At 61.2% G+C, this 24,443-nt stretch carries 22 protein-coding genes and 1 tRNA gene; 10 read left to right on the forward strand and 13 right to left on the reverse strand.

Going from position 1 to position 24,443, the window contains the following annotated elements; genetic code table 11:
- Positions 1 to 53 precede the first annotated feature (53 nt).
- Positions 54 to 485, forward strand: a complete 432-nt coding sequence (locus tag BM399_RS07110) for a SufE family protein (RefSeq protein WP_092866581.1) — start codon at positions 54 to 56, stop codon at positions 483 to 485.
- Positions 486 to 549: 64 nt separating this feature from the next.
- On the opposite strand, the gene BM399_RS07115 is transcribed toward BM399_RS07110, so the two are convergent.
- The 3 genes from BM399_RS07115 to BM399_RS07130 all read right to left on the reverse strand — a co-directional run bounded on the left by BM399_RS07115 (position 550) and on the right by BM399_RS07130 (position 2,636).
- A complete protein-coding gene (locus BM399_RS07115; RefSeq protein WP_092866584.1) occupies positions 550 to 1,125 on the reverse strand; it encodes a DUF6456 domain-containing protein in 576 nt (191 codons plus the stop codon).
- Positions 1,126 to 1,659 (reverse strand): helix-turn-helix domain-containing protein, encoded by a 534-nt coding sequence (locus BM399_RS07120; RefSeq protein WP_092866587.1) that lies wholly within the window; start codon positions 1,657 to 1,659, stop codon positions 1,126 to 1,128.
- Between the two features lie 569 nt (positions 1,660 to 2,228).
- The gene (locus BM399_RS07130; RefSeq protein ID WP_092868095.1) at positions 2,229 to 2,636 is read right to left on the reverse strand and encodes a Ros/MucR family transcriptional regulator; all 408 of its coding nucleotides are present in this window, start codon (positions 2,634 to 2,636) and stop codon (positions 2,229 to 2,231) included.
- Positions 2,637 to 2,984: 348 nt separating this feature from the next.
- Between BM399_RS07130 and BM399_RS07135 the strand changes: the two genes are divergently transcribed.
- Positions 2,985 to 5,141 carry a S9 family peptidase gene (locus tag BM399_RS07135; RefSeq protein ID WP_092868096.1) on the forward strand — a complete coding sequence of 719 codons (2,157 nt, stop codon included), beginning with the start codon at positions 2,985 to 2,987 and terminating at the stop codon, positions 5,139 to 5,141.
- An 11-nt stretch (positions 5,142 to 5,152) separates the two neighbouring features.
- Here BM399_RS07135 and BM399_RS07140 read toward each other — a convergent pair whose 3' ends face one another.
- The 3 genes from BM399_RS07140 to BM399_RS07145 form a co-directional block, all read right to left on the reverse strand.
- Positions 5,153 to 6,325, reverse strand: a complete 1,173-nt coding sequence (locus BM399_RS07140) for a hypothetical protein (RefSeq protein ID WP_092866592.1) — start codon at positions 6,323 to 6,325, stop codon at positions 5,153 to 5,155.
- A 252-nt stretch (positions 6,326 to 6,577) separates the two neighbouring features.
- Positions 6,578 to 6,709 (reverse strand): hypothetical protein, encoded by a 132-nt coding sequence (locus BM399_RS21480; RefSeq protein ID WP_280140533.1) that lies wholly within the window; start codon positions 6,707 to 6,709, stop codon positions 6,578 to 6,580.
- Positions 6,710 to 7,016: 307 nt separating this feature from the next.
- Entirely contained in the window at positions 7,017 to 8,351 is a 1,335-nt protein-coding gene (locus BM399_RS07145; RefSeq protein ID WP_092866595.1) for a hypothetical protein, read from the reverse strand.
- 741 nt (positions 8,352 to 9,092) lie between these two features.
- Between BM399_RS07145 and BM399_RS07150 the strand changes: the two genes are divergently transcribed.
- A complete protein-coding gene (locus BM399_RS07150; RefSeq protein ID WP_092866598.1) occupies positions 9,093 to 10,250 on the forward strand; it encodes a putative peptidoglycan binding domain-containing protein in 1,158 nt (385 codons plus the stop codon).
- 30 nt (positions 10,251 to 10,280) lie between these two features.
- Here the strand turns inward: BM399_RS07150 and cutA are convergent, their stop codons facing one another.
- A complete protein-coding gene (gene cutA, locus BM399_RS07155) occupies positions 10,281 to 10,658 on the reverse strand; it encodes a divalent-cation tolerance protein CutA (protein ID WP_244531139.1) in 378 nt (125 codons plus the stop codon).
- A gap of 55 nt (positions 10,659 to 10,713) precedes the next feature.
- Between cutA and BM399_RS07160 the strand changes: the two genes are divergently transcribed.
- Entirely contained in the window at positions 10,714 to 11,496 is a 783-nt protein-coding gene (locus BM399_RS07160) for an NAD kinase (RefSeq protein WP_092866601.1), read from the forward strand.
- Positions 11,497 to 11,692: 196 nt separating this feature from the next.
- Here BM399_RS07160 and BM399_RS07165 read toward each other — a convergent pair whose 3' ends face one another.
- Positions 11,693 to 12,280, reverse strand: coding sequence for a nitroreductase family protein (locus BM399_RS07165; protein WP_092866604.1), 588 nt, complete (start codon positions 12,278 to 12,280; stop codon positions 11,693 to 11,695).
- A gap of 114 nt (positions 12,281 to 12,394) precedes the next feature.
- Here BM399_RS07165 and BM399_RS07170 point away from each other — a divergent pair, with 114 nt between their 5' ends.
- On the forward strand, positions 12,395 to 14,326 hold the full coding sequence (locus BM399_RS07170; protein ID WP_092866607.1) for a vWA domain-containing protein: 1,932 nt from the start codon (positions 12,395 to 12,397) through the stop codon (positions 14,324 to 14,326).
- A complete protein-coding gene (locus tag BM399_RS07175; protein ID WP_092866610.1) occupies positions 14,323 to 15,417 on the forward strand; it encodes a hypothetical protein in 1,095 nt (364 codons plus the stop codon). Before BM399_RS07170 ends, BM399_RS07175 begins: the two co-directional genes overlap by 4 nt.
- Here the strand turns inward: BM399_RS07175 and BM399_RS07180 are convergent.
- Positions 15,404 to 16,000, reverse strand: coding sequence for a hypothetical protein (locus BM399_RS07180; protein ID WP_092866612.1), 597 nt, complete (start codon positions 15,998 to 16,000; stop codon positions 15,404 to 15,406). The genes BM399_RS07175 and BM399_RS07180 overlap by 14 nt on opposite strands.
- Positions 16,001 to 16,059: 59 nt before the next feature.
- Positions 16,060 to 17,097, reverse strand: coding sequence for an amino acid ABC transporter substrate-binding protein (locus tag BM399_RS07185; RefSeq protein WP_092866615.1), 1,038 nt, complete (start codon positions 17,095 to 17,097; stop codon positions 16,060 to 16,062).
- A 194-nt stretch (positions 17,098 to 17,291) separates the two neighbouring features.
- Here BM399_RS07185 and metC point away from each other — a divergent pair, with 194 nt between their 5' ends.
- Positions 17,292 to 18,479, forward strand: a complete 1,188-nt coding sequence (gene metC / locus BM399_RS07190) for a cystathionine beta-lyase (RefSeq protein ID WP_092866618.1) — start codon at positions 17,292 to 17,294, stop codon at positions 18,477 to 18,479.
- A gap of 28 nt (positions 18,480 to 18,507) precedes the next feature.
- Here the strand turns inward: metC and BM399_RS07195 are convergent, their stop codons facing one another.
- Together BM399_RS07195 and BM399_RS07200 are read right to left on the reverse strand one after the other, a co-directional pair.
- The gene (locus tag BM399_RS07195; protein ID WP_244531140.1) at positions 18,508 to 20,277 is read right to left on the reverse strand and encodes a L,D-transpeptidase family protein; all 1,770 of its coding nucleotides are present in this window, start codon (positions 20,275 to 20,277) and stop codon (positions 18,508 to 18,510) included.
- 433 nt (positions 20,278 to 20,710) lie between these two features.
- A tRNA-Arg gene (locus BM399_RS07200) sits at positions 20,711 to 20,786 on the reverse strand.
- Between the two features lie 292 nt (positions 20,787 to 21,078).
- Between BM399_RS07200 and BM399_RS07205 the strand changes: the two genes are divergently transcribed.
- Positions 21,079 to 21,405: a hypothetical protein gene (locus BM399_RS07205; RefSeq protein ID WP_092866621.1), complete on the forward strand. Its 327-nt coding sequence runs from the start codon at positions 21,079 to 21,081 to the stop codon at positions 21,403 to 21,405.
- Between the two features lie 70 nt (positions 21,406 to 21,475).
- Here the strand turns inward: BM399_RS07205 and BM399_RS21115 are convergent, their stop codons facing one another.
- Complete coding sequence (locus BM399_RS21115) at positions 21,476 to 21,958, reverse strand: hypothetical protein (RefSeq protein ID WP_177228078.1); 483 nt, start codon at positions 21,956 to 21,958, stop codon at positions 21,476 to 21,478.
- 343 nt (positions 21,959 to 22,301) lie between these two features.
- Between BM399_RS21115 and BM399_RS07215 the strand changes: the two genes are divergently transcribed.
- Complete coding sequence (locus BM399_RS07215; protein ID WP_092866624.1) at positions 22,302 to 22,529, forward strand: hypothetical protein; 228 nt, start codon at positions 22,302 to 22,304, stop codon at positions 22,527 to 22,529.
- A gap of 229 nt (positions 22,530 to 22,758) precedes the next feature.
- A complete protein-coding gene (gene ligD / locus BM399_RS07220) occupies positions 22,759 to 24,441 on the forward strand; it encodes a non-homologous end-joining DNA ligase (RefSeq protein WP_092866627.1) in 1,683 nt (560 codons plus the stop codon).
- Positions 24,442 to 24,443: the final 2 nt, after the last annotated feature.

Raw genomic sequence — 24,443 nt, forward strand, 5'->3', positions numbered from 1 at the left:
CCTATGTGTATTGTGAATGCCCGATTAAGCGGGTTGCAGGCTGGACTTTCCCGATGACCCTCGACGACATTCGCGCCGATTTCGCGCTCCTCGACGATTGGGAGGACCGTTATCGCTATGTCATCGAGCTCGGCCGCGCGCTCCCGCCATTCCCCGACGCCCTTCGAACTGACGCCAACAAGGTCCGCGGCTGCGCGAGCCAGGTTTGGCTGGCGACTGAGCGTGTCGGCTCGCCGGGCGCACCGGCTGCCGGCGACAAGCTCGAAATGCAGGGCATGAGCGACGCTCACATCGTGCAGGGCCTGATCGCCCTCCTCTTCATCATCTACCGGGGCAAGACGCTCGACGAGATCGTGAAGACCGACGCCGAGGGTATTTTCGCAAGCCTCGGCCTCAGGGAGCATCTGACGCCCCAACGCTCGAACGGGCTCGCCTCGATGGTGAAGCGCATCCGCTCGGACGCGACAGAGATGCTCGCGGCTTAACTTCGAACCACGCTCAACGTTCTGCTCAGACTTGGGCTCAGAGACTTGGCTCAGAGACTTGGGCTCAGACTTGCCCGGGGTCGATTGCGGGGCGGTAGTCGTTCGCGCCCCAATGCCTGACGCGCACCGGTCTTTGATCATTCGCTTCGGGCGGCGGCGGAAGCATTCCGTAATGCCGGGCGAGCTGGCGTAGCGCGATTTGCAGAATGATCTTGCCGGACCGTTGCGGCCAGCCGCTCGCCTTCTCGCTCGCCTCGAGACCCTTCAAATGGCAGCAGACGTCGATCAGAACGCCGGCGAGCTCGGGGCCGACGGCTGCGAGCGCGCGTTTGACCCGCTCGTGCGCTGCTATAACGGAATCGCGAATATCCGGCCCGATGTCCGGCGCGCCTCTGGCACCGCCTCCCACGCTCAGGAACGACGACCAGTTGGTGGTGACGCGCGGGGTCATTTGCGCAAACCAAAAATCGGCGCGGAGTTTTTCGCCTGCATCGAACTCGGCATCGGTGAGCATCGGCTGGCCGTCCTTGTCCTTGCGCCGCGCGAGCCACGCAAGCGGGCTTTCCGCGAGATTGCGTTCCAGCGCGTGCTGTTCCTCTGTCCGCGCAACGCTGCGGGCGCGCGACGATCTTGCTGCCATTTACTGATCCTCGGTGTGGGGGGAAGATTTCTGGGCGCTAGAGCGGACTTCGCGCATCACCAGCGTCGGGAGTGCCCATCCCAGCACGTCGAGCGCACGATCGAACGCCGGATTGTCGCGCCGGCATTCGACTTTGAGACAGGCATGAGCGACCGTCGTCCGGTCGCGGCCGAACATGGCTCCAACCTCGGTCAGCGTCATGCGGCAACAGACGTGAGCGAGATACATGGCCACCTGCCGCGCCTCCGCCACGTCTCTGACGCCGCGCGTACAGTGCCAAAGTCCTTCCGAACCGATGCCGAACACGTTCGAAATCGCGACATCGATCGCGAGGCGGGCGCAGCGGTGGCGATGTTCGCCCTGCGTGAGATTAAGATTGGACGTAGACTGATCTTGCTGCGCTGGCGAAGGCTGCGCCGAACCGCGCAAGATCAGGCGTACGCGTGGTCCGAGTATCGTGCCATCGATGCTGCCATCCTCGGCGGTGGCTCCGGCGATGTTCCGGGTCAGAACTGAAGACGCTATCTGTTCCATTGCATGAGAAGAATACGGCCCTGTCACATCGCGGGGATAAGTTTTTTTCGCTCGTCGTATTCACCCTAACGGGATGGCATTTTCAGAAAGATATCCCCGCATCTCGCGACCGCCGCACAGTCGGCGGCATGCAAAATCGCGTTTCGATACGAGACACCAGAGCGCCTAGAAATACGTGGCGCGGGAGACACCGCAATTCAGAGTCCAGTTGTGCACGCGACGCTGCGCAGCTCTTACCGGTCTGGCCAAAAGATCTCGCTGACCGAAGTCCAGAGGGCAGACGAAAGCTGGTCGCCCTCATCGAGCGCGAGATCAGAAAGGAGCGGCGGCGCGGGCTCGCGTGCAATTCGGCATATAACGTGGCGCGTCACGCTCGCCTCAATCATCTGCTGAAGGAGGAACGCCGATCGCTCGCCACGCTCGAACTTTCCGAAATCGGAAATCGTGTCCGGGGCGGCGGGGAACAATTAACTCATAAGCGATAGTTGCCGCGCCGTCGGACAGCGCCAGTCCTTCGACAGCACACGGCTGATATTTTCGATGTCCGCTATTTTTCCCGGCGCGGGTTGTTACTTTTCCCTGCGCGTGCCGAGACCCATCTTCTTGGCGAGCTGGGAGCGCGCATTGGCATAATTCGGCGCGACCATCGGATAGTCCGGCGGCAGGCCCCACTTCTCGCGGTACTCTTCCGGCGACAAGTTGTAGTGCGTCCGCAAATGACGCTTCAGCGATTTGAACTTCTTACCGTCTTCGAGGCAGATGATGAAATCCGGCATCACCGATTTCTTCACTGCGACCTTCGGCTTCGCCTCTTCCCGCTCCTGCGGAACGGTGCGGCCTGCGGCCCGGCTCAAAGCGGCGTGGGTTTCAGCAATCAAACCCGGGAGTTCAGTCGATGAAATTGAGTTGTTGCTGACGTAGGCGGCGACGATCGTCGCCGTGATCGTCACGAGTTCGGGGGAGGCTGAACTTTCCATTCGTTTGTCTTCCGCTTCCTCTGGCGACCGAAAACCCGGCACCGCGCGCCCATCCATGTCCACTTCCCGCCCTTGCCTTGTAAAACCGTTACTGGCAAAGCCCGTCGCGGATCTCAAAACCACTCAAAAGACTAGGAGATCAACTCCATTTCACTTGCGAAAGCTTTGACTACAGGACGACTTCCCTGTCAATCTCGACCTCTGTTTAGATTACGACATCGCTAATGCTTGGCGATCCCCCTTCTTCATTTGATCATTACTCCGGCATGTTGGCGCGTTGACGTGCGGGCGCGGGCGGTCGAGAAGAAGCGCAAATCCGTTCCCATCCTCAAAAAAGGTCCGCACCCCATGACCGGCCAAACGAAGACGCCTGCTCAGATCGAAGACGAGGCTGCGGCTCAGCCGCGCCCGCCGGTCGCGGAGCGCGTGGCGACGGTCGCGACGCACCATGGCGTTTCCATCAGCGACGATTACGGCTGGCTTCGCGCCGCCAACTGGCAGGAGGTCATGCGCAAGCCCGACGTGCTTGCCGCTGACATCCGGTCGCATCTCGAAGCCGAGAACGCCTATACGAAGGCGATGCTTGCGGATACGGACGCGCTGCAAGCAACCCTGTTCCAGGAAATGAAGGCGCGTCTCAAGGAAGACGACCGGCAGGTTCCGCAGCCCGACGGCCCCTACGAATACTTCCCGCGCTTCGTCAAAGGCGGGCAATACGCGCAGCTCTGCCGTATTCCCCGCGGTGGCTCGGTGGACGAGCCGGAAGTCCTTCTCGACGGCAACAAGGAATCCGAGGGGAAAGGCTATTGGGATCTCGGGGCCACGGCCCACTCCGGCGATCACAAGCTGCTCGCCTATGCGATCGACGACAAAGGCTCAGAGCTTTACACGGTCCGCGTCCGCGATCTCACGACGGGCAAGGACCTTGCCGACGAAATCCCCGACACCCACGGCGGCCTCGAGTGGTCGAGCGACGGCCGTACGCTGTTCTACATCAAGGTCGACGAGCATCAGCGGCCGCTCTTCGTCTACAGCCACGCGCTCGGAACACCAGCCTCGGAAGACAAGCTCGTTTACGCCGAACCCGATTCCGGCTTCTTCGTCGGATTGTCGTCGACGCAATCGCGGAAGTTCATCGTCATCGACATCCACGATCACGAGACGAGCGAAGTGCGGCTCATCGATGCCGAGAGGGCTGATGCAGCTCCGAGGCTCGTTGCCGCCCGGCGCGTCGGGCACCAGTACAACGTCGAGCATCACGGCGCGAAGCTCATCATCGCGACGAATTCGGAAGGCGCGGAAGATTTCCGCATCGTCACGGCGCCCGTCGAAAATCCGGGAGAAGCGAACTGGCGGGAAATCGTCTCGCACAAGCCCGGCCGCCTGATCATCGACGTCAGCGTATTTCAGAATTTCATGACGCGCCTCGAACGCGAAGAGAGCCTGCCGCGCATCGTCGTCACGCCGCTGAAGCCTGAGACGGACGAATTTCTCGACTACAGCGGCGAGCACACGATTTCGTTCGACGAAGAAGCTTATGCGCTTGGTCTCAGCTCGGGATACGAGTTCGATACGACGCGTATCCGCTTCACCTATTCGTCGATGACGACGCCGGCCGAGACCTACGATTACGATATGGCGACCCGCGAACGGACGTTGCGCAAGCGGCAGGAAATTCCGAGCGGGCACAATCCGTCGGAGTACGTGACGCGGCGGCTGCTCGCGCCGGCCAAAGACGGCGAACTCGTTCCCGTCACCTTGCTCTACAAAAAGACGACGCCGCTCGACGGCTCGGCGCCACTCTTTCTTTATGGATACGGCGCCTATGGCATCGCGATGCCGGCGTCGTTCTCGACGGGGCGGCTATCGCTCGTCGACCGCGGCTTCATCTTTGCGATCGCGCACATTCGCGGCGGCAAGGACAAAGGCTATCGCTGGTACAGCGACGGCAAGATGAAGAAGAAGAAAAACACGTTCACCGATTTCATCGCCGCGGGCGAACATCTGATTTCGGAGGGCTTCACGCAACGTGGCCGGATCGTCGCCAACGGCGGATCAGCGGGCGGGATGCTGATGGGCGCGATCGCCAACATGGCCCCCGACCTTTTCCTCGCGATCATCGCCGACGTGCCGTTCGTCGACGTGTTGAACACGATGCTCGACAAGGATCTGCCGCTGACCCCGCCCGAGTGGCCCGAATGGGGCAACCCGCTCGCAAGCAAAGAGGACTTCGACTACATCCAGAGCTACTCGCCCTACGACAATGTCGAAGCGAAGGACTATCCGCACATTCTCGCGCTCGCTGGGCTCACCGATCCGCGCGTGACCTACTGGGAGCCTGCGAAGTGGATCGCGAAGCTCCGCCGGCTCAACACAAGCGACAACCTCGTGCTTCTCAAGACCAACATGGGCGCCGGCCACGGCGGCGCCTCGGGACGCTTCGACGGGCTGAAGGATACGGCTTTCAACTATGCATTTGCGGTGAAGGTGGCTGGCTGCGCTTAGCGTAGCCGGCGCTAAGCCGTCGCCATGTCGGGACGCCGGTAAAACCGGCGTAGCGGGCGGGTGCGCAAACGCACGTCCCTGACGAACCTCTTCAGGTTGCTTTCCAGCACGGCGGCGCGGAGGATCCAGACTAACCCCCTGGCGCCCCTCTGCTCCGCGGCAGCAACCGCTTGGCGCGCGCAGTGCACATCGTGAGGATTATCCAAGGGAACGCGGAAGTAGTGATACGGCGAGGGAACCTTGGGAAACGTTGGAAATTTGTCCAAAACGCCAAGAGAGTCCAACGCCGCCATCGTGCCGCGGCAGTTGGCGCACTCTCCGCAATTGTGAAAAGCCGACGGACACTCGTAGCATATTCTGGCGGCTTCCCTCAGCGGCGCCCAATCCTTCATCTCGCTCAACTTGTCGAAGCGCGAGTTGATTGCTCCATCGTGGATGATCTGCATCTGGTCCGTCGACAGCAAGTTGTCGATCAAGGGGCTCGACCCCCACGGCCTCAGTGACAAGTACCTGAGCGAAGACGGGACGAAGAAACGATTGACGCCGGACGACAGGATGAGCGCGGTGCCGCTCAATATGCTGCCGTGCGAAATTTCCCATTGAAGCGACCGCACGAAATCACGGGCATTGGTCGTCACCTTGACGAGCTCGACGCCCATCTCAGCCAGCAGCGGCTCATACCTCGCGGCCGCGGCTTCGTAGATGTCCGCATCCTTTAGCGGAATGTCGAAGCCATGGACGAACATCGCGTATCTGGTGCGGAATCCGGCCGGCCGGTTCTTGTTCAAGAACTGCGTGAAAAATGAATCGACGCCACCCGAGAACGCCGCCGCCGGATGTCCCGGCGAAATGGTTTCCGGTGTCAGTTGTCCGCCCGTCAGACGAACGGGGTGGAATTCATTTGGAAGCCACGCATGAACGACCTTCCAATATTCATCGAGGCCGATACTGAGCCGATCAGAGAACGGTCCTTCGAACTGAATTTCCTCCTTCCGCGCCGAGGCGAGCGAACTCAGTGCGACAACAAACGGCTCAATAGCGCGCGAGCAGAGATGTTCGTAGCGCTCCGGAACGGTGAACCAGAGTTCACCGGGAATATTTTGTGGGTCGCCGTCCAAACTGACGCGAGCGCTGATCGTTACGAGACCGTCTTTTACCGTGAGCTCCGGCGGATGAATGCGCATTCTAATTTCTCAGGTCGTTCGCTTCGATGGTCGCTTACCGCGAATTGTTCGTAGGTCTCTTGTTTCAGGGCCGTTTGCAATTCAAGCGATACGCCAAGAGGCAAGATAGTTGTGGGCTAGAAGCCATTTCGCCCGGATACGTCCGTGGCCAGTTTGGGTCGCTCCGGACTTCGCCGCTGCTCATGGCGTTCAGTCCGAAACAAAAAAGGGCCCGCTTGCAGCAGGCCCTTTTCGAAAACTTGGATCGGCGGGTCAGCGCTTTCCGCTCTTCTGCGATTTCGCAAACGTCGCGGTGACGGAGCTCGTCGCGGGCTGCGATTTTGCAGCGGCGCTCTTCTTAGGCTTGCGGACTTCCTTGTTCGAACGCTGTTGGCCTTTGGCCATAGCAAACCTCTTGAGTGTTGGAGGGCGCGTCGCATTAGACCTGCGGCGTGTGCCCCTCACTCTTTCACACTGTCCCGATGAGCGCCAGGAGGGAACGCCGGGTTCGCCGATCACAACATTGCACAACTCGAAAAAGTGAAAGCCGCCGGACGCCTTCCTCAAAACGGCAAAAGGCCCGCCGGAGGGCGAGCCATTCAACAAGCAAGTCCGCGAAACAAAAAAAAGGCCCGCACTGGGCGGGCCGTCGAAAGTTGGAAACTTGCAAGAAATGGCCCGCCGAAGCGGGCCAAAGATTTTGGAAGCAGCGCTAGGCTGCGACCGTGCCGAAGAGAGGCGGTTTCATAGCCTCCTCGAGAACCATGTCGGACTTCAGTGCGATACCGATGTAGCGCACTCGGCCGGCTACCTTTTCCTTCTTCACGCCAAGGTCTGCAAATTCTCTTGCAAAGCTCGGAAGTGCTGCGGGTTCCTTGTTCTTAGACTCACACCATGAACAATAATCCTCGTAGAGTTCAGTAGCCGTAACGCTTGATCCGTCGCGGACCTCGATGTTCTCCTTGTAGAAACGTTCAGTGTTGGTTTCCGGGGCAAGACGCCTGACGGGCATCGTGCTGCGGCTTTCTGCAACCTTCGTCTCAACCTGATGCACTTCAGCGGGTTGAGCTTCGATTGCGGGCGTCGAGGCAACGGGTACTTCGAGAGGGATCTCGATCGACCGGTTGTCGTTGGCGCCAGAACGCGGCTTTTTCGTTTCAACGGTAATCGGTGTGAGCACCGGAACCGCCACCGCTGCCGCAGCGGTGCTTTCCTCCGTCAGCGCCATTCTGGGCGTGACAGGCATTGGCTGGCGATCATACAGACGCCACTGGCTGAATGCGACGTACATGCCGAACCCAGATCCGATCTCGAGCAGCAGCGCGACAAACAACGTCAACGCCATCTGAACGTTTTCGATCTTGATGTTCGGGAAGAACGCGTTCGCAAGTTCGGTCAGAACCTTGGCTTGCGGATCAGCTTCGGAGAGAGCAGGCGAACCTGCGGTAGCATCGACCTTCGCCGTGAGTTCGGCGATACGGGCTTCGGCCTGCTTCGCCGCGCTTGCGGACGCAAGCTCGGAGTCGAGAGCCGTCAGCTGTTGGCAGAATGTCCGTTCGGTTTTCGAATTGACCTTCGTACAGCCGTCAGACCATTGCCAAGCCTTCTGCATTTTCATGCCGTCGATCTGGCTCTGCACCGCCTCGAAGGGTCGATGCTGAGGGATCCATCCGGCCTGCTCCTGCGCACGCTTCAGCTCGCCTCTCAAATCCTGATAGGCTTGAGCTTCCTGAGCACGCTGCCCGGTCGAATCGAAGCGGTTCAACGCTGCGTGTCCGAGCGCTGATGTCATCGAGTAGGCCGTCACGACCACCCAGACGAGCGCCGACGCAGCCGCCTGCGACCAGATTCTATTTCGAACTGCGGCAAAGAAGAAGAACGGTACCAGTGCTTTCATGCAGTCGGCCGCAGCGGATGCTGCGCCGTAGATTTGGCCGTCCAGCTCGGTTCTTCCGAGACTGAAGCCAAAACGCCAGTTCATAGCAGCTGATACGGCGAGCAATACGCCTGCTGCTAGAACACCCAACACGCCTAAAACGTGTCTCATCGTGTGCCCTCTCCTGTGAGAGGCCGGTTAGGTCACGCGAATACAATACCGGCCATTTCGTCTTGTGGTCCTTGCGCCCGAGGGAGGCGCCGACCAGGCTCCGGAACGCACAACGGGCATGGCTGCAAATGATGTCCTCTTCGATCGGCTGTGAGCTCCGATATCATCCCCATGACATCGGCAGACGAGCGACGCGGAGACCGCGCAACCAAGCAAACCAGAGCTGCCACTCTCAACGCTGTCTCAAAGTATCGCCACGATTTCGCCGCAAGAAATCAGAGGTGGATAATTCTTATCCTCAAGACAGGCCGAGGGTGGAAAACTACGCAATTAAACTCCCCTCTCCTTCACGCGTAACTGAGTCGGACCCAGATGGGAATCATCGAATAGCGAGAAGAATCATAATTCTAGTATTCGGGTACCGGAGCTGCGCGATGGTCTCAGCCTGAGTATTCGAAGCGCCGCGAGCGGTTGAAAAGCGCTGGTTATCAAGAGGTTTTGCACCGGTCGCCCGCGGCTTATGCACGGCTGAAATGTGGCGGACGATGCGTGCAAAGCGACGTTCTAGCGCAACAATGGGGCGAGGCTTTCGGGACGCTCCACCGCGCCACCGTGGAGTGCTCGCAATTCCCGTTTACCAAGTCTCGCCGGCGATGCATTCTCCATTGCGCACGTCAGAAGCTTTGCGCTGAGTGTTCCCGGCGCAAGCCACGTGCAAGTGAGTTGAGTGGAGTTTGCGCCATGCCGCGTTTCGGTGGAGTGCTGTTGCTGACGGCGACTTCCCTGCTCGTCACATACAGCTATCTTTTTCCGGCATCCGATCACACCGCAGACCTTACCGAAGTCACGCGCATCTCGGCGGCGCCGGACCGTGACTATCGGAGCGATAGCGGAAACAGGATTTTTTCGGCCGCCTCGCCCGTGTTTCACGAGGTGATCCCCGACGAAGGCGCCCGTGTTGCGGTTGCCCCTCCGCAGAAGCTCGGAACGTGGTCCACGGTGGTGCAGTCGGCGCGCACCGTCTCGACACCTCTCAAATCGGCGGAGCCCGGCGATCCCGAAACGCGCGCCGAACTGGCGAGCGATCTGCAGCGCGAGTTGAAACGCGTCGGCTGCTATGAAGGCGAGATCACCGGCGCATGGAACGGTTCGACGCGGCGCGCCATGGCGGCATTCATGGATCGCGCCAACGCCACGCTCCCGACGGACAATCCCGATTACGTGTTGCTCGCCCTCGTGCAGAGCCACCATGACGTTGTCTGCTCCGCCGAGTGTCCAGCGGGCCAGATCGCCGACGGCGGCCGTTGCGTGCCGCGTGCGGTCGTCGCTCAGGCGACCAAGCGGTCGAAGCGCCTCGAGGAGCGGAGACTGGCCGCCGCGCGTCTCTCCGGCAGTAACCAGCCGATGGTCACCGCGGAGCCTGAAAAGCTTCCCTGGCTTCAGAATGAGAATGCGGTCGAGGTTGCGGCTGCGCCGCGCCCAGAGCTGCCGCCGGGGCGGATGTCGATCGGAGCCGCGACCGTCGAGGCTGCGCCGCTGCCTCCGCCGAACGGTGCGGCGGCCGCCGCCGCGCCGGCTTCTCAGGGATGGAAGATCTTCACGCTCGTCCCGTCGGCGACAGATGCGGCAGCCGATGTCTCTCCGAAAGTTGCAGCGCTTGGCGAGAGCGGCGATACCGATGACCTCTCAGCCGACGCGCGTGCGAACACTAACGCTGCTCCCATCGCCATCGAGGATGATGCGAATGCACATGCCGCGAAGTCCAAGCCCTCCCGGCGCACCTATGACGAAGATCGGCCGAGACGAAAATATGCCTCGTCCGGGCGGGGCCGGCGCGGAGATCCGCGGCCCGGCACCATGCGCTACAATGTGATGCAATCGCTCGGCGGCATCTATTGATCATCTAATGATCGGGCCGGATACGGGTCGTCAGGGACGCGTGCCGCTAATGACCCAGTTCAGATAATCGGAACTTCCTCCGACCACCGGAACGACGAGGACCGCGGGCGTCTCGTAGGGATGATTGGCGACGATATGCGCGACGGCGCGATCGGCTCCCTGGCGGGCGAGCTTGGCGATCAACACGGCTTCTTCTGCGGTTTCCGTTTCGCCCTTCCAGACATAGATCGACGTCATCGCGGGCAGCACGTTAATGCATCCGGCCAAGCCCTGCTCGACCAGCTCCCGGCCCAGCGCCATCGCCGCCTGCCGATCCGGGAACGTGGCATAAATCATCACCACATCGCCGGCTGGCGTCGCGAGTTCCTCTTCGATATCCCGCGAGGGGGGCTTGTCGTTTGTCGACACTTGGGCGAGCTTCCCTGCCTTGTTACGCGACCCCCTCCTGAACCCAAGGGCCTAGATGCCGAAAGAAAAGCACAAGTTCGAACGCATCGCCTTCGTCGCGAGCGAGGTTCCCGAGGCAATCGAAGCACAGGCGGCCTTGATCAAGCGTTACGGCGAAACCGCACCCACCGAAGCCGATGCCATCGTCGCACTCGGCGGTGACGGCTTCATGTTGCAGACGCTACACCGCTTCATCAACGACAAGATCCCGATTTACGGCATGAACCGGGGTTCGGTCGGCTTCCTCATGAACGACTATAAGGAAGACGACCTGATCGAGCGGCTGCAGGCGGCCGAGATCAGCCGCATTCACCCGCTGTCGATGATTGCGACGGATGCGGCCGGCAAGGCGCACAAGAGCTTGGCGATCAACGAGATCTCGCTCTTTCGGCAGCGCTATCAGGCCGCCAAGTTGCAGATCGCCATCGACGGCAAGGTGCGGCTGGAAGAGCTGATTTGCGACGGGGTCCTGGTTTCGACGCCTGCCGGTTCGACCGCCTATAATCTATCGGCTCATGGGCCCATTCTGCCGATCAAGTCGCAGCTTCTGGCGGTCACGCCCATCAGCCCTTTTCGGCCGAGGCGCTGGCGCGGCGCCCTCGTCCCCAACCGGGTACACATCACGATCACCGTTCTCGAGGATGCGAAGCGGCCGGTCAGCGCCGTTGCCGATCACTTCGAGACCCGCGATGTGGTGAAAGTCGATATCGAGCAGGCCCGCGCCATCGAGCTCTTCATGATGTTCGACCGCGAGCATGGGCTCGAGGAGCGCATCCTGACCGAACAGTTCAGGTTTTAGGAGCCTTGCGGTCTCCAAGGGCGAGCCCAAAAACCGACTGGCCCTCCTACAGGTGCCTCGGAGCACCGGCGGAGGGCCATGATTTGGTCAAGTGCTGCATCCCGTTCTTCGGGCATGGCGGTGCTGATCCCGCCGCCACGAATCAGGATCGCTAACGCGTATTTCCGAACGGTCGCACGTTGTGGTTAACAGGGTGTTAACCCGCTTCCGAGGCCGGCCAATGGCTGACGAGCGCGTCGATGTTCGGGCGTTCGCGCTCTTCAGGTTTCTCCATCGGCGTGCCGATGTAGATGAAGCCTGCGATCTTCTCGTTTTCCGCAAGGCCCAGCCCTTCGCGGACGGTCGGGCTATAGGCGATCCACTCGCTGATCCACGACGTGCCGAAACCGAGCGCATTCGCCACGAGACAGAGATTGAAGCAGAGCGCGCCGACCGACAGGACCTGCTCCCATTCGGGTGCGCCGGGCTTCGGCTTCACGGCCGACACGACGGCGACGACGACGGGCGAGCGAAGAAACCGCCCGCGCTCGGTCTCGAGGCGGATCGGCGACGGCGCCTGACGGTCTTCTTTCTCACAGGCCTTGGCGAAGATTTCGCCGGCCGCCTTGCGGGCGTCGCCTTCGAAAACAATAAAGCGCCAGGGAGAGAGCTTCTTGTGGTCGGGAACGCGAGCGCCGGTCGCGAGGATTTTCTGCAGCTCCTCGGCGTTCGGTCCCGGTGCGGCGAGCCGATCCGGCTTCACTGACCGTCTTGCCGCAAGAAATTCAAAAATAGCGGGATTCATGTCATGTTCCGTACTTATTCGTGTCCGTCTCGCTATACGAGGCTCCGGCCTGTTACAAGCGGCCCATTACAATCAGAATCGACACAATGAGCGAAAAATGGGCGTGGAGATAAAATGCGCCGGGATTTTTTGAAATTTGTCGCGGCTGTCGTGGCGGCAGTTCCTTTGATCGCCGCCGGACCGGCCGTCAGCAGCGACGCGCCGACTGCCATGGTCGTGCTCGATGGGTCGGGGTCGATGTGGGCGCGTCTGCCGCCCGATAACCGCGCCAAGATCGATATCGTGCGCGAGAAACTCGGCAACCTGCTCGCCATGCCGAATTCGACGCGGCTGGGCCTCGTTTCGTTTGGGCACCGCCGCCGTGGCGACTGCAACGATGTGGAATTGATCGCCGGCCCCGACAGTCCGCGCCAAGCCGTTCTCGATCCGATCGCCAAGCTCAATCCGCGGGGCCCCGGCCCGCTCACGTCCGCGCTCACGGTTGCCATGACCGCGATCGGACAATCGCGTCCGGCGCAGATCGTCTTCATCGGAGATGGTGCGGACAATTGCCGGCAAGATACGTGCGCCATCGCCGCCGGGTTTGCGAAGACGTCGCCGGGCGTCGCCGTTCAAGTCATCGGCATTGGCATTCCGGCACATGAACGGCCGCGCATGGCGTGCATCGCCGAGGCAACGGGCGGCCATTACTACGACATCGTGGATTCTAACGGTCTCACCGCGGCGATCGACGAGGCGACGCGGCTGGCCATTCTCACTCCGGGCGCGCCGATTGCGGGCGGCACAAATCCCGGCGACGGCAAGCCCATGGCGCCGCCGCCGCCCGAGGGCGCATCGCTCCGGGCATCGGCTGCGCTTGCCGACGGTGGCGCGCTTCTCACAATTCCGGTCAGATGGAGCATTTATAAGGGTGGCGAGAAAACGCAGCTGGCCCAATCGGAAGGTCAGGACATCACCGCCAAGCTTGCGGCCGGCAGCTACGAGGTCGTGGCCGAACTCGGCTCGCTCACGGCGCGTCAGGACCTCACGATCGCCGATGGAGACAAGCAAAGCATCATCGTGCCGTTCAACGCCGCGCATCTTATCGCGCGCGTGACTTCGAGCAAGGGCGGAACACCCTCTCCCAACGCTGTTTTGACCGTCTCTATCGGCGATAAGCCGGTCGCAATCGCGAGCAACGGTGCGCTCGATCTCTATGTGCAGCCCGACACCTACACGCTGACGGCAGTCGACGGCGCGGCGCGCGCGTCGCAATCCATCCAACTCGCTGCCGGCGACGCCAAGCCGCTCGACATCTCGCTCGGAACGGGACGTCTTGATCTCTCCGCGGCCGCAGCAGACGGCGCCAGCATTCCGGACGTTCTATTCGCCGTTTCCGCCGACGATCCGGAAAGTCCGGACGGGCGCCGCGAGGTCGCGAGATCGCGTAGTCCGAACGCGAGCTTCACGCTTCCCGAAGGCACCTACTATGTCAGCGCGCGCTCGAAGAGCGGCGACGTTCGCAAGCGCATCGCCGTCGGCGCCGGGCAGACCGTGAGCGAAACGCTGGAACTCGCCCTCACGCCGCTCAAGGTCTCGGCTCTCGTCGCGGGCGCTCCCGCAAAGGCCGATCAGAACATTTTCTATCGTGTCGACCGTATCGACGGCGATCACACCGGTATCGCGCGCGCGATGGGGCCGGATCTCTCGCTCGACCTGTCGCCGGGGCGCTACCGCATCACCGCGTCGCTCGTCGTCTCACACATCTCGGCGACGAAAGAAGTTGTTATTGAGCCTCGGAAGCCCGCGAGCGCGATCGTCGACATCGCTGCGGGAGAGGTGAAATTCGCTCCGCCCGCGGGCGAGGCGCTGCCTGCCGGCGACGTCTATTGGGAAGTCGCCGACGAGAGCGGCATGCCGACATGGCGTGCCACCGGCACGGAGGCGACAGCGCTTTTGGCTCCGGGCCGATACACGGTGCGCTTCGATGCGCGCGGCAAGCACGGGCAGGCTTCATTCGAAGTGCGTGCCGGTGAAAGCCAGAAGATCGAGATCGGACCAGGATGACCGAAGCGTTAGTGAAATCATGCGGATCGCGCGTTGAGCAGCAACTGCGCGGAGTTATCGGCGGCGCTCAGGCTCTGCTCCTCGCCGTGCTTCTGTCTATTGCCGGGGCGACGATTTCGTTCGCGCAGGAGCCCATCCCGGACGGGCCGCCGACCGGTCCGTGGGGTCCATCGATCGAGAAGCGCAAGAACACCACCACCGTCGAACGCGGCAAGACCGCGAAAGGTCCGGGCGTCAAGCTCGTGGCATTACTGACGGGCGACGGCCAGCAGATCGATCAAGGACTGGTGTGGCGGGTTTTTCAATCGGCCGGTCAGCCGGGAAAATCGAAGCTGCTCATGGAGTCACATGAGGCCAGTCCGTTCCTCAGGCTCAACCCTGGCGAATACACCGTCAACGCCGCTTTCGGACGGGCCAATCTGACCCGCAAGATCGTCGTCAAGGCTGCCGACGGTCCGCCGTTCGAAGCGTTCGTGCTGAACGCGGGGGGCTTGCGGCTTCAGGCACTGATCGGCGGGAAACCTGCGCCGGCCGGTTTGGTGACCTATTCCATTTTCGCCGACGATCGCGATCAGTTCGAAAGCCATTCGGCCGTGATCACGGGGGCGAAGCCGAACCTGATCATACGGCTCAATTCCGGCATCTACCGGGTTGTGTCGCTTTATGGCGATGCCAACGCCAAGATCGAAACGGATATCACCGTCGAGGCGGGCAAGCTGACGGAGACGACGGTCACGCATTCGGGCGGCAAGGCGACGTTCAAGCTCGTCACCCGGTCGGGCGGCGAAGCGATGCCCGACACGCGCTGGACGATACAGACCGAGGACGGCGAGACGGTCAAGGAGAGCGTCGGCGCGCTGCCGACGCATGTGTTGGTGCCGGGGAAATATGAAGTGACGGCCTCTTCAGGCGGACATATTTTCCAGAAGGCCTTCCAGATCAAAGACGGCGACAACGTCAGCGTCGAGGTCATGATGGCGGTGTCGCATGAACAGCGTGGCCAGTCATCTTCCACCGGCGCAACGACGATCATGCCAACGGAACAAGGTGGGTCGCAAGGCGGCACGACACTCGATTTCAAAAATCAGTGAGAACCCAGTCCGTCGGGCAGCCGTTTTCCCGCATCCGCTTTTCGATGCGCGCGTGATGCTCCGCCTCGCCCGCCTGAAGATATGCCGTGCGCGCCATTTGCCACTGTTCGCAAGCCGTGGTCAGGTCGCCCGCGCTATGCGCCGCTTCGCCCAGCGCTAAGCGAGCTGCGGCGTGTGCGCCGGGTGGTCCATGGAGCGCGCCATATCCGGCTGCCGACCGCAACGCCGCCATGCGCGCCTCGGCTTTGCCCAGTCGCGCATGGCCCGCCGCCAACTCGTAGTAGAGGCCGGAAAGCGCGGTCTTTTCACCGCGAACGAGGGCCGTCTCTATTTTCTCGAGGATTGTTTCAACGCTCTCGACAGGGGCAGGCGGCGGCGTTTGGGCGTGCTGATCGGGGGACAACGCATGCAGCGGTTCAGCTTGCGGCGGTTCCGCAGACGGCTCTCGAGGCTGCGCGGCTGGAGATTGCGCGCTCCGCCGTCGCCGCCGCGACAACAGCAAAATGAGGGTGAAAAGGACCGCGATCGGGATCAGAAAAACGGCGGCGCTCAACAGTGTTTCAAGCGTTGCCTTGTCGCCCATGACTAACCTCGTGGTTCACGAGCTCGCGTGCATTTTTTCCGGCAATGGCCCGATTTCTATCAGCGGAAGGGCGCCGCGTACATCAGGCCGCCTTTGCTCCACAAATTGTTGAGGCCACGATCGAGCTTCAACGAAGACCCCTGCCCGAGCGTCCGCTCGAAGATCTCGCCATAATTGCCAACCTGCTTGACGACTTGATAGGCCCAATCGCGCGCCAGGCCCAGGGGCGCGCCGAGATCGGCACCGAGACCGAGAAAGCGGCGCACCTCGTGAGAGGGAGACGACTTCATCGTGTCGACGTTGGAACTTGATATGTTCAGTTCTTCGGCGGCGACGAGCGACATGAACGTCCAGCGGACGATTGCGAACCAGCCGTCGTCACCCGTGCGCACGGCAGGTCCGTAAGGCTCCTTCGTGATCATTTCCGGAAGCAGCATCTGATCCGAGCCGTTTGACATGCGGCTTTTTTCGAATGCAAGAAGGGAGACTTCGCCCGTCAGGACTGTGCAGCCGCCATTCGCGTAGGTCTTAACCAGATCATCCCACCGGTCGGACGTGATGAGCTGGTAGCGCATCTTTCGCGAGCCGAAGAAGTCGGCGATCGCCGTTTCGTCGCTCGAACCCGTCAAGACGCAGATCGAGGCGCCGGAAAGCTCGAGGACGCTCGCGATCGAATGGTTTCGCGGAATGATGAAGCCCTGGCCATCGTAATAGAGGGGGCTCGTAAAACGCGCTCCGAGTTCCGTATCCCGGGTGAGCGTCCAGGTCGTTGCGCCGAGCAGCACGTCGATTTCGTTATCCTGGAGGGACTTGAAGCGATCGCCGGGGTTCAGGCTGAGATATTTGACCGCGTCCCGGTTCCCGAGCACAGCCGCCGCCAGAGCGGAACAGAATTCGACGTCGAGCCCGCTCCAGGTTCCGCGGGTGCTGACTTCGCTGAAGCCCGGCTCACGGTCGGCGACCCCACAAATGACCTTGCCCCTGGCGCGAACAGCATCGAGAGTGCTGGCCGTCGCGCTCCAAGCTTCGGAGGACAGTCCAACGCCCATGACAACGAGCGAAACCGCTGCCGCCCAGAGCCTCGACACACTTCTCATCTGCACTTTTCCGGCCAATGCTTCACTGAAGTCTCTTCGTTTTCCCTCGAGCAGACGAAAGCAACGGCCTCGGGCGCGCCCGCCCATGAATAGCTCGCCCTGCCACACATCCCGCGCCCGCGCCGAATGGTCAAGGCCTTGACCATGAACGAAACTTGCGCCACGAGGACGCGAACCGCCCGGAGAAGTTGAAAATGGCGAAGAAAGACGACAGTTCCGAGCGCGGCGAACAGCCCGAAACCGAGGTCGTGCACCTCGGGCGCAAACCGTTCGAGCAGCACGGATTTGTCAACACGCCGGTATACCGGGGATCGACGGTTCTCTATCCGACGCTCGATGCCATCAAGCAGCGGACGCAGCCCTTCACGTACGGACGGCGGGCGACGCCGACGACGAAAGCGCTCGAAGACGCGATAACGCATCTCGAAGGCGGCGCGGCGACCGTTCTCACAGCGTCGGGCCTCGCCGCGATCTCGACCGCGGTGCTGGCATTCGCCGAGAGCGGCGACCACATCCTCATGCCCGACAACGTCTATCAGCCAGGCCGCGCGTTCGCGGACAAGATGCTGAAGAAGCTCGGCGTCGAGACGACGTATTACGATCCGCTCATCGGTCGCGACATCGCCGGGCTTTTCCGTCCCAACACGAAACTCGTGCTGGTCGAGGCGCCCGGCTCGCAGACGTTCGAGATGCCGGACATCCCGGCAATTGCCGCCGCGGCCCGCGGCCAGAACATCTGGGTTATCGCGGACAACACTTGGGCGACGCCGTTTTTTTGCAAGCCGCTATCGCTCGGCGCCGACGTATCGCTCGAAGCCGCGACGAAATATATCGTCGGCCATGCCGACGCGATGATGGGCACGGTCACCGGCAACGCGCGCGCCGCGAAGTATCTCGACAACGCCAAGGAAACGCTCGGCACGTGTCCCGGCTCGGAGGAGACGTATCTCGCTCTCAGGGGTCTCAGAACACTGGCTGTCCGTCTCGAGCGGCATCAGCAATCAGGCATCGCGGTGGCGGAGTGGTTGGCCGGGCGTCCCGAGGTTGACCGGGTTCTGCATCCGGCCCTTCCGGGCGATGCCGGTAACGCGATTTGGAAACGTGATTTCAGCGGCGCGAGCGGTCTCTTCGCGGTCGTCCTCAAACCTGTGCCTGAGAAAGCGCTCGCTGCATTTCTCGACGGGCTCAAGCTGTTCGGCATGGGCTATTCGTGGGGCGGCTACGAAAGCCTCGTCATCCCGTTCGATCCGACTTCATACCGGACGGCGACGCGCTGGCGCGGACCGGGGCCGGCGCTTCGGTTCCACATCGGCCTCGAGGCCGTCGACGATCTGATCCACGATCTCAGCGAAGGGTTTGCCCGCCTCGAGAGCGCGCGGTAGCCGCAACGGCAGCAGTTCAAAATTCCACTCAGAATCCGAGCGCCCGGCGGATCACATCGCCGACCGAGTTGCCGTACGAGTAGCCGCGGCCGGAGCGCATCAGTCCCATATCTCCTCCGTAGCTTCCGTATCCGCCACGGCGATCATAACCGCCGCCACGCCTCCTGCGGTCGCCGTCATCGTCTTCGTCTCTTCGTGCGGAGCGGTAGTGTACCTTCTTGACCGCGGAGGTTTCGAGCGTCTCGGGCGTCACATGCTCCTGGGTGACGTCGATGTCTTTCCACTTGCCGGCGAGCGCCAGCGTGATGCGTTTCTGGTGGCCGTAGTAGTCTTCAAAGAACTGCGGCGTGCCGTCGTTCGCGACCCAGGTCGTAAAGTATCCGACGTGCACGGGGATCGGCGTGTTCAGGGCAATTTGATTGTCCATGGGACCTTTGTTGACGAGCTGCCCGACGTTCGGGCTCAAGTGTCCACGGTCAATGTTGAAGACGATTTGCGCGAACTGCTGAGGGTTTCGCACGCGCATGCAGCCGTGACTGAACAGGCGAACGCGTTCGTTGAAGAGATATCGCGAGGGCGTATCGTGGAGATAAACCGAGTGCTTGTTCGGGAAGAGCAGCTTGACGAGGCCGAGCGCGTTGTCGTCGCCCGACGGCTGGTAGATCATATAATTGCTGAGCTTGGCTTTCGACCAGTTCACGCGGCTGCTGTCGATGACATGGCCGTTGTGCATGACGACGTAGCCTTGCCGCTCGATCGAGCGGCCGGTTCGCAGTGCCGTCATCTTGATCGAGTCCGGCAGGTTCCACCTCGGACGCAGGACGATCTTCGTCATGTCCTTCGAGAACACGGGCGTCTGCGTGCTCGGCGTGCCGACGACGACACGTTCTTCGAACACGGGCTTATTATTGTCGGTAAGCACGATCGAAAACGCTGGAATGTTGACGAAGACGTGGGTGGCGCCGAGCGAGCGGGGCATCCACCGCCACTCTTCCATGTTGGCGATCACCGCCGCAATCTTCTCGGGAGTCGTTACGACGTCTTCGCCGGACAGCTTGGCTCGCGTGCTCGCTCCGACGATGCCATCAGCGTGAAGTGACTTCGATGCCTGGAACTGTTTGACGGCCGCTGCCAGCTGATCGTCGTACAGCTGTTCAGAACCCGGAGCCGAGGCAATTCCAAATCTCTGCTTCAGCGTCGCGACATCGGGATCGCGCACGCCGGCCTGGAGCATCGCTCCTCGCCGCGGGATATTGAAGCGATCCGGCTCGGTCGCGGGCGTGTGGCCCCGCAACCGCGCGAGAAGCGCCTTGAGCTTCAGGAATTGATCCTGCGACGGTTGAAACGCGCGCATCACCTCGTCGGGGTTCTGCGCGCCGGCCAAACGCGTGAGCACAGACGCTGCATCGGTGAGGACGGGCGCGCGATCCAGGTAGCCGGAGAGGCGCTTTTCGGGCTCTGAAATGCGGCTGCCCTCGGCTTCGTGAGCGTACCGCAAGACAGCAGCGGTGATTTCGAGTTCCGCCGCCGCCGTCTGCTCCGGAGTCCAGCTTCCGGCCAGCATCGGCTCCTTTACTGCGGCGAGTTCGAAGTCCGCTGCCTTGAGACCCCAGTCCTCGGCCCGGCCCAGCTCTGCCATTACAAGCGTTGCTGCACGCGTCGGCCCCTGCTCATCGACCCACAACGGCCGGCATTGCCGGGCCTGATAAAACGTCGAAACGGCGGCGCTATCCTGCTCTTCAAATGGTGTTGCGGGTTTGGTTGCGAGCTTCGCGCATATGGCGGCTGCGGTACCCATCAGCGGTTCCGTAGGTTTGCTGGATTCGACGCTTGGGGGTTCGACGACCGGGGGTTCAACGACTGGGGGTTCAACGACTGGGGGTTCGACGATTGGCGCCTGCGGCGGCGGAACGGGCACGTCTTGCGCTCTCGTCAGTGAAGGCTGGAGCACACCGCCAATGAGGCTCAGTGTAAAGATCGTTGCTTTGTGTGCCGATCGATGAGGGGGGCGGAGAGACATGGTCATTGCGACTACTCTCTACTGTCGGTTTCAAGTCCCCGGTGGAAGGCAAACTAATGCAGTCGCGACTCATCTCTAGAGTTAGTTTGAGAAATGCGGTCCGTGGTTAAATGTAGGTGACGGATTGAATTTGCAATCTCGCGAACGCGCGATCGAGTTCCCATTTCCGCATCAAGTTTTTTAGAGATGAATTTGATGGCGATGAATTTTGTGGCGATCCCGGCAGGGCTCGAACCTGCAACCTTCGGAGTCGAATTCCGACGCTCTATCCATTGAGCCACGGGACCGTTGCGCCAGGCCACTCGGCGAAGAACCGTCTCGTTTCGATTTTATGAAACCGAAAATCGCGAGCGCTACGATTCTCGACGAATGATCGCACAATCCGCGCGGCGGCAAAATGGATTAAGTGGAACCAATGGCGCCATTCGCAGTTTGGGCGCGCTGCTCTTCAATTCCGCGATCGTTGCGATGGTTAGCCGCCCTCAATGAACATCGACGGATCGCCCACTATTTGCGCGGAACCAACGGCGACGAGAGGCCGTTTCCGACAGGGAACGTCCACAAGAAAAGGAGATTTAGATGAAGGTTATTAAAGGTGCCGTCGTGACTCTCGGACTGCTCGCCGCTGGCTCCGCCGGTGCCATGGCGCAGGCGACCTACGATAATGACGGACAGCCGCTAACGCCTCAGACCAAGACTCAGCCCGTAACTCCAGCGCCGTCCAACGGTGCAAGTAGTGGTGACACGGGCGTATCGAGCCCGGCAGGCATTCCGGCAGATCCGACGACCAATGAAAATGTTCAACCGGGTCCTTCGACCAATACGCCGAATGATCCCGCCGCGGGCTCCAATCCCGGCGCTCGTGCTCCGACATCTCCAGCCGGAACCGGCACCTCTAGCCCGTGATATTCGGTCCGGTAATACGATGAAGGTTCCGGGAAGCCCCGGAACCTTCATCAGCTTCAGCACTGCAAAATCAGTAGTCGCAATTCTGATATCGTCTCCACCAGTACGGACTACCCGTCTCGATGGCGCGGCGATACAGCCATTCGCAGTCGTAGCCATAGTAGCCGTTGTCGTAATAGCCGTAAGAGTAGTACGGATAGCCGACGATAAACCGTCCGCGGCGGTGATGGTGCCGGCCGCCGTGTCCGTAATAATTGCCGGCGAAATTCCGGTAGCCGCGATCACCTACCCGCGGACCGCGTGGTCCGTGACCACGGAAATTGCCGGCGCCGAAGTTCGGACCCGCGCGGTACGCCCGCCCGGAGAAATTGCCGCTCCGGTAATTGCCGCCTCCACTGCCGAAGTGTGGTCCGCCTCCGCCACCGCCGCTGAAACGGGGCCCTCCGCCACCGCCTCCGCCACCACCGCCGCTGCCGTGTCTCGCATCGGCGACAGTCGTGCCCAGCGCGAGGAGCAGGATTGCTCCCAGCGCAGCAACGCTTTTTACCTTCATCTAGAACGCTCCTAGGTCTCTCTCAAACGGACGCCCTCACGACATCCATTTTAGTAACGGGTGGGTAAATGCTGCAGTTCCGGACAGCACTAACCGGAGATGGCTAACTGTTCGACCTTAGCACATTGCTCTGGGAAGAAGTTAGGCGCCAGACTGCGTCGAAACCAGCTTAGTCCGCAACCGAGCGTATCGCGTCAAGCACCGCCGGAGACCCAATCGGCTGCAAAACAAGGTTCGACTTAAACCGTTCCGTAACAGCATGGTGCTTGGCTTGGCGGACATGAGGGATTTCCAGGAGACGAGAAGCGGCGCACAGTGATTTTTACGTGGAGGATGGTTTGACATGTCTGTCGCTTACAATGTTTTTGGGCCTGAAGACCTCGCGTTGGCTGAAAGCGTATTGAACGAAGTTTGGACTTCGCTTCCGAGCGGCGTCCGAAGCGGACCGCACGGACTCGAGTGCCGGGACTGGTTGGCCAAGCAGGTGCTGGCATCGCTCCACAACGACGACGTCAACCGCGATCTTCTAAAGATGCAGCTGCTGAATAGCGATATGACGGCGTGGGCGTGACGGCCGCGTTTGGGAACAATTCGCGTTCCTCGACCGTTTTTCGGCTAGGCGCATGCACCAGCGTGCGTCAGGCGCCCTTAAGCCAGGTGCCCAGGCCGCTGGGGAGCTTTACGCTTCCGGCGGCTTTGCTTTGACTTGAGACGCCGGAGATTTAAGACTTCGATACTTCAAGCCTGAACGACATTTGCGACCTCGGACTTTCGACCTCGACCGGGTGGGATGCCTTCGAATGGCAAAGAAAAAGCTTTCCGAGTATCGCGCCAAGCGTGACTTCACCAAAACCGCGGAGCCGAGCGGCACCACGAATGTCCGTCCGGCGAAGTATCTTCGCTTCGTGATCCAGAAGCACGACGCCTCGCATCTTCATTACGATCTTCGCCTGGAACTCGACGGCGTATTCAAATCGTGGGCGGTGACGCGCGGTCCATCGATCGATCCCAAGGACAAACGTCTCGCTGTCGAAGTCGAGGACCATCCGCTCGACTATGGCGATTTCGAAGGAACGATCCCCAAAGGCCAGTACGGCGGCGGAACGGTGATGCTGTGGGACCGCGGGTTCTGGGCGCCGGTCGGCGATCAAAGTCCCGAGGAACAGCTGCGCAAGGGCGAGCTGAAATTCATCCTGGCCGGCGATAAACTCAAAGGCAGCTGGGTGCTTGTCAAAATCAAGAACGACCGCTTCGGGGGAAAGCGCAACAACTGGCTTCTCATCAAGCATCGCGATGAGGGCGCGCATTCCGGCGATGCCGACGCGATACTTGGCAATGATCGCTCGGTCGCATCGAAACGCACGATGGCGCAGATCGCGGCTGGACAGGGCAAGGGCCCCGAGCCTTTCATCACGCGGCGGCGGACGGCCGCAAGCCCGAATGCCGTCTGGAATTCGAACCAACCGTCGGACGACGATCCCGAGCCTCAGCCTGCTTCGTCATCGACGATGCCGCTCAAGCGAACGCCGGTTCGAAAAGCGGCGAGACCGAAAAAGGCAGCTGCCGCCGCGGAGAGCACATTGGCGAACGTCGTTTTGGGAATTACGATTTCGCATCCCGAGAAAGTTCTGTGGCCTGCGGGTGAAGACGCCGCCGTTACGAAGCTCGATCTCGCGCATTATCTCGAAACAGCCGGCGCCTGGATGCTCGAGCACATCAAGGGGCGCCCCTGTTCGGTGATCCGCGCACCGGACGGCATAACCGGTCAAACGTTTTTTCAACGCCATGCGATGAAGGGCATGTCACCCGAGATCGATCTCGTTCGCATTTCGGGAGATCGCGAACCTTATATCGAGGTGAACTCGGAAGAGGCGTTGATCGCGCTTGGGCAGATCGCGGCGCTCGAGTTTCATCCCTGGAATTGCGCCGAGTTGGAGCCGGATATCGCGGGCCGCCTCGTCTTCGATCTCGATCCCGCACCGGACGTCGACTTCTCTCGCGTCGTCGTTGCAGCCAACGAACTTCGCGAGCGGCTCGAGAACGTCGGGCTCGTCGCCTTTTGCAAGACGACCGGCGGCAAGGGCCTTCACGTCGTCACGCCGCTCAAAACAAATCGCGGCGATGCTGCGAACTGGGCTGATGCGAAAGCGTTCGCTGGCGCCGTTTGCCAACAAATGGCGGCCGACAGCCCGAAAGACTATCTCATCAAGATGACGAAGAAGCTTCGAACGGGCAGGATTTTTCTCGACTACCTTCGCAACGATCGCATGGCGACGGCAGTTGCGCCGCTATCGCCGCGCGCGCGACCCGGAGCCACCGTGTCGATGCCGCTCACCTGGCGTCAGGTCAAACAAGGGCTCGACCCCAAGCGCTTCACGATACACACCGTCCCTTCCCTGCTCAAAAAGATGACCGCCTGGGAGGATTACGATTCCTCGGATCGCTCGCTCAAGAGCGCGATCAAGAAGCTCGTCGGATCCTGATC

It is taken from the genome of Hyphomicrobium facile (genome assembly GCF_900116175.1).
Classification (GTDB): Bacteria; Pseudomonadota; Alphaproteobacteria; order Rhizobiales; family Hyphomicrobiaceae; genus Hyphomicrobium_B; species Hyphomicrobium_B facile.

Excerpts from the sequence above, each read along its gene's own strand:
- BM399_RS07110 (WP_092866581.1), top strand. The coding sequence starts at position 54 with ATGACCCTCGACGACATTCGCGCCGATTTCGCGCTCCTCGACGATTGG.
- BM399_RS07115 (WP_092866584.1), bottom strand. The coding sequence starts at position 1,125 with ATGGCAGCAAGATCGTCGCGCGCCCGCAGCGTTGCGCGGACAGAGGAA.
- BM399_RS07120 (WP_092866587.1), bottom strand. The coding sequence starts at position 1,659 with ATGGAACAGATAGCGTCTTCAGTTCTGACCCGGAACATCGCCGGAGCC.
- BM399_RS07130 (WP_092868095.1), bottom strand. The coding sequence starts at position 2,636 with ATGGAAAGTTCAGCCTCCCCCGAACTCGTGACGATCACGGCGACGATC.
- BM399_RS07135 (WP_092868096.1), top strand. The coding sequence starts at position 2,985 with ATGACCGGCCAAACGAAGACGCCTGCTCAGATCGAAGACGAGGCTGCG.
- BM399_RS07140 (WP_092866592.1), bottom strand. The coding sequence starts at position 6,325 with ATGCGCATTCATCCGCCGGAGCTCACGGTAAAAGACGGTCTCGTAACG.
- BM399_RS21480 (WP_280140533.1), bottom strand. The coding sequence starts at position 6,709 with ATGGCCAAAGGCCAACAGCGTTCGAACAAGGAAGTCCGCAAGCCTAAG.
- BM399_RS07145 (WP_092866595.1), bottom strand. The coding sequence starts at position 8,351 with ATGAGACACGTTTTAGGCGTGTTGGGTGTTCTAGCAGCAGGCGTATTG.
- BM399_RS07150 (WP_092866598.1), top strand. The coding sequence starts at position 9,093 with ATGCCGCGTTTCGGTGGAGTGCTGTTGCTGACGGCGACTTCCCTGCTC.
- BM399_RS07160 (WP_092866601.1), top strand. The coding sequence starts at position 10,714 with ATGCCGAAAGAAAAGCACAAGTTCGAACGCATCGCCTTCGTCGCGAGC.
- BM399_RS07165 (WP_092866604.1), bottom strand. The coding sequence starts at position 12,280 with ATGAATCCCGCTATTTTTGAATTTCTTGCGGCAAGACGGTCAGTGAAG.
- BM399_RS07170 (WP_092866607.1), top strand. The coding sequence starts at position 12,395 with ATGCGCCGGGATTTTTTGAAATTTGTCGCGGCTGTCGTGGCGGCAGTT.
- BM399_RS07175 (WP_092866610.1), top strand. The coding sequence starts at position 14,323 with ATGACCGAAGCGTTAGTGAAATCATGCGGATCGCGCGTTGAGCAGCAA.
- BM399_RS07180 (WP_092866612.1), bottom strand. The coding sequence starts at position 16,000 with ATGGGCGACAAGGCAACGCTTGAAACACTGTTGAGCGCCGCCGTTTTT.
- BM399_RS07185 (WP_092866615.1), bottom strand. The coding sequence starts at position 17,097 with ATGAGAAGTGTGTCGAGGCTCTGGGCGGCAGCGGTTTCGCTCGTTGTC.
- metC (WP_092866618.1), top strand. The coding sequence starts at position 17,292 with ATGGCGAAGAAAGACGACAGTTCCGAGCGCGGCGAACAGCCCGAAACC.
- BM399_RS07195 (WP_244531140.1), bottom strand. The coding sequence starts at position 20,277 with ATGGGTACCGCAGCCGCCATATGCGCGAAGCTCGCAACCAAACCCGCA.
- BM399_RS07205 (WP_092866621.1), top strand. The coding sequence starts at position 21,079 with ATGAAGGTTATTAAAGGTGCCGTCGTGACTCTCGGACTGCTCGCCGCT.
- BM399_RS21115 (WP_177228078.1), bottom strand. The coding sequence starts at position 21,958 with ATGAAGGTAAAAAGCGTTGCTGCGCTGGGAGCAATCCTGCTCCTCGCG.
- BM399_RS07215 (WP_092866624.1), top strand. The coding sequence starts at position 22,302 with ATGTCTGTCGCTTACAATGTTTTTGGGCCTGAAGACCTCGCGTTGGCT.
- ligD (WP_092866627.1), top strand. The coding sequence starts at position 22,759 with ATGGCAAAGAAAAAGCTTTCCGAGTATCGCGCCAAGCGTGACTTCACC.